Annotated in this window: 5 protein-coding genes and 1 pseudogene; 5 read left to right on the plus strand and 1 reads right to left on the minus strand. The window is 74.7% G+C overall.

What is annotated here, in order from left to right; translation table 11 throughout:
• Nucleotides 1-15: 15 nt before the first annotated feature.
• Both HLB09_RS20385 and HLB09_RS10700 read left to right on the plus strand, forming a co-directional pair.
• Nucleotides 16-126, plus strand: a pseudogene (locus HLB09_RS20385) (ABC transporter ATP-binding protein); the annotation flags it as partial.
• Nucleotides 127-586: 460 nt separating this feature from the next.
• Nucleotides 587-1,474, plus strand: coding sequence for an endonuclease domain-containing protein (locus tag HLB09_RS10700; protein WP_171203366.1), 888 nt, complete (start codon nt 587-589; stop codon nt 1,472-1,474).
• Nucleotides 1,475-1,782: 308 nt separating this feature from the next.
• Here HLB09_RS10700 and htpX read toward each other — a convergent pair whose 3' ends face one another.
• Entirely contained in the window at nt 1,783-2,649 is an 867-nt protein-coding gene (htpX, locus tag HLB09_RS10705) for a zinc metalloprotease HtpX (RefSeq protein WP_171203367.1), read from the minus strand.
• A 222-nt stretch (nt 2,650-2,871) separates the two neighbouring features.
• Between htpX and HLB09_RS10710 the strand changes: the two genes are divergently transcribed.
• The 3 genes from HLB09_RS10710 (at nt 2,872) to rarD (ending at nt 6,964) form a co-directional block, all read left to right on the plus strand.
• On the plus strand, nt 2,872-4,890 hold the full coding sequence (locus tag HLB09_RS10710) for a 2-oxoacid:acceptor oxidoreductase subunit alpha (RefSeq protein ID WP_171203368.1): 2,019 nt from the start codon (nt 2,872-2,874) through the stop codon (nt 4,888-4,890).
• Nucleotides 4,887-5,984, plus strand: a complete 1,098-nt coding sequence (locus tag HLB09_RS10715; RefSeq protein ID WP_171203369.1) for a 2-oxoacid:ferredoxin oxidoreductase subunit beta — start codon at nt 4,887-4,889, stop codon at nt 5,982-5,984. The genes HLB09_RS10710 and HLB09_RS10715 overlap by 4 nt, the downstream gene beginning before the upstream one ends.
• Before the next feature lie 83 nt (nt 5,985-6,067).
• Nucleotides 6,068-6,964: an EamA family transporter RarD gene (gene rarD, locus HLB09_RS10720; RefSeq protein WP_171203370.1), complete on the plus strand. Its 897-nt coding sequence runs from the start codon at nt 6,068-6,070 to the stop codon at nt 6,962-6,964.
• Nucleotides 6,965-7,056: the final 92 nt, after the last annotated feature.

Here is a 7,056-nt window from a genome sequence, read left to right on the forward strand (position 1 = left end):
GGTAGTGGAGACGCCATGATCCGGCTCGACGGCCTGGGCAAGCGCTACCCCGACGGCACCGTCGCGGTCGACTCCCTCGACATGGAGGTGACCCGCGGCGAGCTGGTCGCCCTGGTGGGCCCCTCCGTGGCGCGGGCGGCCGGGGACGACGTGCGCGTCGAGCTCGTGCCCGGCGAGGACCACCAGGCCCACCTCGACCCGCGCAGCCGGTGCTGGGCGCTCGCCCGCGCGGAGGTGCTCGAGCGCCTCGGCGCCTGACCCAGGCGGGCCCACGTCAGGGCGAGTCGTCTCCTGTTCGCCCTCCAGCCCGCCCACGTCAGGGCGAGTCGTCGCCTGTTCGCCCTCCAGCCCGCCCACGTCAGGGCGAGTCGTCGCCTGTTCGCCCTCCAGCCCGCCCACGTCAGGGCGAGTCGTCGCCTGTTCGCCCGTCATCAGGCCCAGGCGAGGGCAAGTCGTCGTCGCCCCACCCCCTTTGGCCAGACGTGGGGCGAGTCGTCCACCGTCCGCCCACCCGCTCCGCACGGCGACGACACGAGCCTGTGGACGACGGCCATCAGTCCGTGCTCGTCGACCTCACCCTGACCGAGTGGCCTCGAGCGCGACCGGCTTCCCCCGCGTCTTCATCGGCAGCCAAGCCGTCGCCGAGGGCGCCCTGACGCCGAAGCAGCTGCGTGGCCCCTCGTTCGTGCGCGTCGTCCCCGGGGTGTACGCCCCGGCGGACGTCCCGCGCGACCACGCTCTGCGGGTGGAGGGGGCGGGTCTCGTGCTCCCGACCGAGGCGCTCGTGACCGGCGCCTCCGCAGCCACCGTGCTGGGCGTCCCTCTCCTCGGGTGGAGCGACCGCGTCGAGCTGGTCGTCCCCGAAGAGGGCGGCCGGCATCCCGTGGGTCGTGACGTGCGCGTCCGTCGGTCGCGCAGCACCCCCGGGCCGGGCCGCTCGTGGCGGACGACGCGGCTCGCGCCACCCGAGCGCCTGGCCTTCGACGCCGCCGCCCGGGAGTCGCTGCCCTCGGCGACGGCCCGCCTCGACGGGCTCGCGCGAGCAGGGCTGGTGCACCTGCCCCGGCTGGGACGGTGGCTGGAGGGACGCCGGGACCACGGCGTCGTCCGGGTCCGCGCAGCGCTCGCTCTCGCCGACCCGCGCGCCGAGTCGGCGCCGGAGTCGGTCCTCCGGGTGGTCCTCGTGCTGGCCGGTGTCGACGTCGACGTCCAGCTCGACATCTGCGACGAGCGCGGCGCCTTCATCCTCCGAGCAGACCTCGCCGTCGTCGGCGTCCGGCTCGCCGTCCTCTACGACGGCGCCTGGCACGCGCTGAGGCTGCAGCAGGAGAAGGACCGACGGCAGGACCACGCGCTCAGCGCTGCCGGGTGGGTGACGCTGAGGATCACGGCGGCCGACCTCGCGGAGCCGGGCCGCGCCGTAGCGCTCGTCCGAGCAGCTGCGGCACGAGCCCCCTCTCGCCCTCGCTCCTGACGCCGGCACCCCAGTGACAGGCGAACAGGCGACGACTCGCCCCCCGGACACCCCACCGACGGGCGAACAGGCGACGACTCGCCCCCGGACACCCCACCGACGGGCGAACAGGCGACGACTCGCCCCCGGACACCCCACCGACGGGCGAACAGGCGACGACTCGCCCTCCCGCCACCCCACCGAGGGGCGAACAGACGACGACTCGCCCTCCCGCCACCCCACCGAGGGGCGAACAGACGACGACTCGCCCTCCCGCCACCCCACCGAGGGGCGAACAGGCGACGACTCGCCCTCGGGGTGGGGCGGCGTCAGCCTCGGTAGCCGGCCATCGCCTCGAGGCGGGCGACGCGCTGGTCCATCGGCGGGTGGGTCGAGAAGAGCGAGCGCGCGTCCTTCGCCCGGAAGGGGTTGGCGATCATCATGTGGCTCGAGTTCACCAGGTCGCGCTCCGGCGGCAGCGGGGCCGCCTTCGTGCCCCGCTCGAGCTTGCGCAGCGCGCTCGCCAGGGCGAGCGGGTCGCCGGTGAGGCGGGCGCCGTCCTCGTCGGCGTCGTACTCGCGGGTCCGGCTGATGCCCATCTGGATGAGGCCGGCGGCCAGCGGGCCGAGGAAGAGCAGGAGCATCCCGGCGACCGGGTTGCCGCCGCCGTTCTCGCGGTTGCCGCCGAAGAGCAGCGCCGCGTAGCCGAGGAAGGTGATGACGCTCGCCATCGCCGCCGCCAGGGACGACGTGAGGATGTCGCGGTTGTAGACGTGCATGAGCTCGTGGCCGAGGACGCCGCGCAGCTCCCGCTCGTCGAGCAGCTCGAGGATGCCCTCGGTGCAGCACACGGCCGAGTTCTCCGGGTTGCGCCCGGTGGCGAAGGCGTTGGGGGCCCGCGTCGGCGAGACGTACAGCCGCGGCACGGGCTTGCCCGCCGCGACGGACAGCTCGCGGACGATCCGGTGCATCACCGGCTGCTCCGCCTCGCTCACGGGTCGCGCGCGCATGGCCTTGATGGCGAGCGTGTCGCTCTTCCAGTACGAGATGCCGTTGACGAGGAGCGCGAGCACGAGGCCGATGAGGAGCCCCTGCGTGCTGCCCCCGAAGACGAGCCACGACGCGCCGAGGACGAGCGCGCCGAAGGCGCCGAAGAGGACGGCGGTCTTGACGCCGTTGAAGTGCTGGTGGCCCATGGACGACCCGTGCTCCTCCTGCCGAGGGTGGTGCGACGGCCGGCCCGGGTCGGGCGCCGTCTCACGCAGCACAACGCCGTCCGGCGGGTCGGCGTTCCCCGCCTACGATGACGACGCCCCCCGTCCCGGACACCCCGTGACCGCGCCCGCCGGCGAAGCCTCCCGAGCGGATCGGTCGGGAAGCCGGGGATGGACCCCGACCCCCGAGGTGTTGCCGCCGTCATGCGTCTCGAGTCGCCCACGCCCGACGCCCCGACCGCCCCCCGCGTCGAGGACGGCGCCCCGGCCCCGTCGGCCCCCGGGTCGACGCCCGTGCAGAAGGTGGCCGGCGTCGTCATCCGCTTCGCCGGTGACTCCGGCGACGGCATGCAGCTCACCGGTGACCGCTTCACCGCGGAGACGGCGTCGCTCGGCAACGCGCTGGCGACCCTGCCGAACTTCCCCGCCGAGATCCGCGCGCCCCAGGGCACCCTCCCGGGCGTCTCGAGCTTCCAGCTGCAGTTCGCCGACCACGTCGTGCTCACGCCGGGCGACGCCCCCGACGTGCTCGTGGCGATGAACCCGGCCGCCCTGCGCGCCAACATCGCCGACCTGCCGCGCGGCGGCGTGATCATCGCCGACGCCGACGAGTTCACGAAGCGGAGCCTGCAGAAGGTCGGCTACACCGTGAGCCCGCTCGAGGACGGGAGCCTGGAGTCCTACCAGGTGCACGCCCTGCCGCTGACGTCGATGACCGTCGAGGCCCTCAAGGACTCGGGCCTGTCCCGCAAGGACTCCGAGCGGGCGAAGAACATGTTCGCCCTCGGGATGCTCTCGTGGCTCTACGACCGCCCGACCGAGGCGACCGAGCGCTTCCTCGAGACGAAGTTCGCCAAGAAGCCGCAGATCCGCGACGCCAACCTCACGGCGTTCCGCGCCGGCTGGGCCTTCGGCGAGACGACCGAGGGCTTCGCCGTCCGCTACCAGGTGGCGCCCGCGGAGCACCCGGCCGGCACCTACCGCAACATCACGGGCAGCACCGCCCTCGCCTACGGCCTCGCGACGGCCGCCCACAAGGCCGGTCTCCCCCTCGTGCTCGGCTCCTACCCGATCACCCCGGCGAGCGACATCCTCCACGCGCTGTCGGGCATGAAGCGCTTCGGCGTGACCACCCTGCAGGCGGAGGACGAGATCGCCGGCGTCGGCATCGCCCTGGGCGCCTCGTTCGGCGGCTCCCTCGGCGTGACGACGACGTCGGGTCCCGGCCTGGCCCTCAAGGCCGAGACCATCGGCCTCGCCGTCATGCTCGAGCTGCCGCTCGTCGTGGTCGACGTCCAGCGCGGCGGGCCCTCCACGGGCCTGCCGACGAAGACCGAGCAGGCCGACCTCCTGCAGGCGATGTACGGGCGCAACGGCGAGTCGCCGCTGCCCGTCGTCGCGGCGTCCTCCCCCACCGACTGCTTCACGGCGGCGATGGAGGCCGTGCGCATCGCGGTGACCTACCGCACGCCGGTCATCCTGCTCTCGGACGGCTACCTCGCCAACGGCTCGGAGCCCTGGGCGCTGCCGAGCGTGGCGGACCTGCCGGCGATCGACCCGGCGCAGGCGACCGGCCCGAACGGCGCGGGCGACGACGGCCGCCCCGCCTTCCGCCCCTACCTGCGCGACCCCGAGACCCTCGCCCGCCCGTGGGCCGTCCCCGGCACCCCGGGCCTCGAGCACCGCATCGGCGGCCTGGAGAAGGCCGACGTCACCGGCGAGATCTCCTACGAGCCCGAGAACCACGAGCGCATGACCGGCCTGCGCCAGGCCAAGGTCGACGGCGTCGCGGTGCCCCCGCTCGAGGTCGACGACCCCGTGGCCCCCGACGGCACGCGCGCCCGCGTCCTCGTGCTCGGGTGGGGTTCCACCTACGGACCGATCGCCGCCGCCGTCCGCGACGCGCGCGCCGAGGGCCTGCAGGTGGCCCGGGCGCACCTGCGCCACCTCAACCCCTTCCCGCCCGGCCTCGGCGACGCCCTGCGCTCCTACGACCGGGTCGTGCTGCCGGAGATGAACGGCGGCCAGCTCGCCCTGCTCCTGCGCGCCCGCTACCTCGTCGACGTGCAGAGCCACGGCCGCGTCCGCGGCCGCCCCTTCAGCGCCGGAGAGCTGCTCGACGTCGTCCGCGACGCCGTGGCGGCCCTGCCCGACCACGACTCCGCCGCGGCCTCCCCCGCCGCCGGCGCCGTCGCCGAGAGCCCCCAGGAGGCCCGTCGATGAGCACGACCACCACCCCGCTCGGCCTGCCCGGCGTCCGCAGCGGCACCGAGGACGTCCCGCGCCTGCCCGAGGGCACGACGCTGTCGAAGAAGGACTTCACCGCCGCCAACGAGGTGCGCTGGTGCCCCGGGTGCGGCGACTACGCCGTCCTCGCGGCCGTGCAGGGCTTCATGCCCGAGCTCGGGCTCCGCAAGGAGAACATCGTCTGCATCTCCGGGATCGGGTGCTCCTCCCGCTTCCCGTACTACCTCGACACGTACGGGATGCACTCGATCCACGGCCGCGCCCCGGCCATCGCGACGGGGCTCGCCGCCTCGCGGCCCGACCTGTCGGTCTGGGTCGTCACGGGCGACGGCGACGCGCTGTCGATCGGCGGCAACCACCTCGTCCACGCGATGCGGCGCAACGTCAACATGACGATCCTGCTCTTCAACAACCGGATCTACGGGCTGACGAAGGGGCAGTACTCCCCCACGTCCGAGGTCGGCAAGGTCACCAAGTCGACGCCGGCCGGGTCGGTGGACGCCCCCTTCAACCCGGTGTCGCTGGCCCTCGGCGCCGAGGCGACCTTCGTGGCGCGCACGCTGGACTCCGACCGCAAGCACCTCACCTCCGTGCTGCGCGCGGCCGCCGAGCACCGGGGCACGTCGCTCGTGGAGATCTACCAGAACTGCCCGATCTTCAACGACGGCGCCTTCGACGTCCTCAAGGACCGGGACGAGACCCAGGCGCGCCTCGTCCGCCTCGAGGACGGCCAGGAGGTGCGCTTCGGGCGCGAGGACGACCAGAAGGTGGTCGTCACCGCGCCCGGCGGCGGGGTCGAGGTCGTCCCGGCCGCCGATGCCGCCGGCCGCGAGGTCGTCGTGCACGACGCCGCCGCCGCGGACCCGACACGCGCCTTCGCGCTCTCGCGCCTCGACGGCCCGTCCATGGCGCACGTGCCCGTCGGCGTCTTCCGCGCCGTCGCGCGGCCGACGTACGACGACCTCGTGCGCGACCAGGTCGACTCCGCGCGCGCGGAGGCCGGCGGCGCCGCGAGCGACGCCGACCTCGACGCCCTCATCGCGGGCGGCGACACCTGGGTGGTCCGCTGAGCACCGCTCCCGCGCCGGCCACCGGGAGCGCTCCCGGCGCCGGCGCGGGAGCCGACCCCGCCGACGTCCGCCGCGGCACCCTCATGGGTGCCGCGGCGTACGCGCTGTGGGGCTCCTTCCCCCTGTACTTCTCGGCGCTCGCCCCGGCGGGGTCGGTCGAGGTCCTCGTGCACCGGGTGCTGTGGTCCCTGCTCCTGTGCGCCGTCCTCCTCGCCGCGCTGCGCGGCCTGGGCGACCTGCGCGCGCTGCTGGCGGACCGCACCCGCACGGGCTGGCTGGGCCTCGCCGCGGTGACCATCGCGGCGAACTGGGGCGTGTACATCTACGGCGTGCAGTCCGGCAACGTCATCGAGGCGTCGCTGGGCTACTTCGTCAACCCGCTCGTCACCGTGCTGCTCGGCGTCCTGCTGCTGCGCGAGCGGCTGCGACCGGCCCAGTGGGCGGCGGTGGGCGTCGGCGTCGTGGCCGTGGGCGTCATCACGGTCGACTACGGGCGCGTCCCGTGGATCGCGCTCGTCCTCGCCCTCACCTTCGGCTCGTACGGGCTGGCGAAGAACCGCGTGGGCCGGGGCACCCCCGCCCTCGTGTCCCTGACGGGCGAGACGCTGCTCCTGGCGCCCTTCGCGCTGGCGGCCCTCGTCGTGCTGGAGGTCGCCGGCGAGGGCACCTTCACGAGCGCGGGGCCCGTCCACACGGCGCTGCTCGTCTCCACGGGCGTGGCGACGACCGTGCCCCTCCTGCTCTTCGGGGCGGCCGCTCGTCGGGTGCCGCTGACGACCATCGGTCTCCTGCAGTACCTGACGCCCGTGCTGCAGCTGCTGTGCGGCGTCCTGCTCCTCGGCGAGGAGATGCCGCCGACCCGCTGGGTGGGCTTCGCGCTGGTGTGGCTCGCGCTCGTCGTCCTCACGACCGACACGCTGCGCGCAGCGCGGCGGCGGGCCGCCCTGGCGCGCTCGGCGGTCGCCTCGGCGCACGGCTGAGGCGACGCCCGACCGCCCCGGCGGCGAGGTCGGGCGGGGCGGGGCTCAGCGGGTGCGGTCGGCGATGGCGGCGGCGAAGGCGGCCATGGCCT

The sequence above is a fragment of the Pseudokineococcus marinus genome, assembly GCF_013004605.1.
GTDB classification, from domain to species: domain Bacteria; phylum Actinomycetota; class Actinomycetes; order Actinomycetales; family Quadrisphaeraceae; genus Pseudokineococcus; species Pseudokineococcus marinus.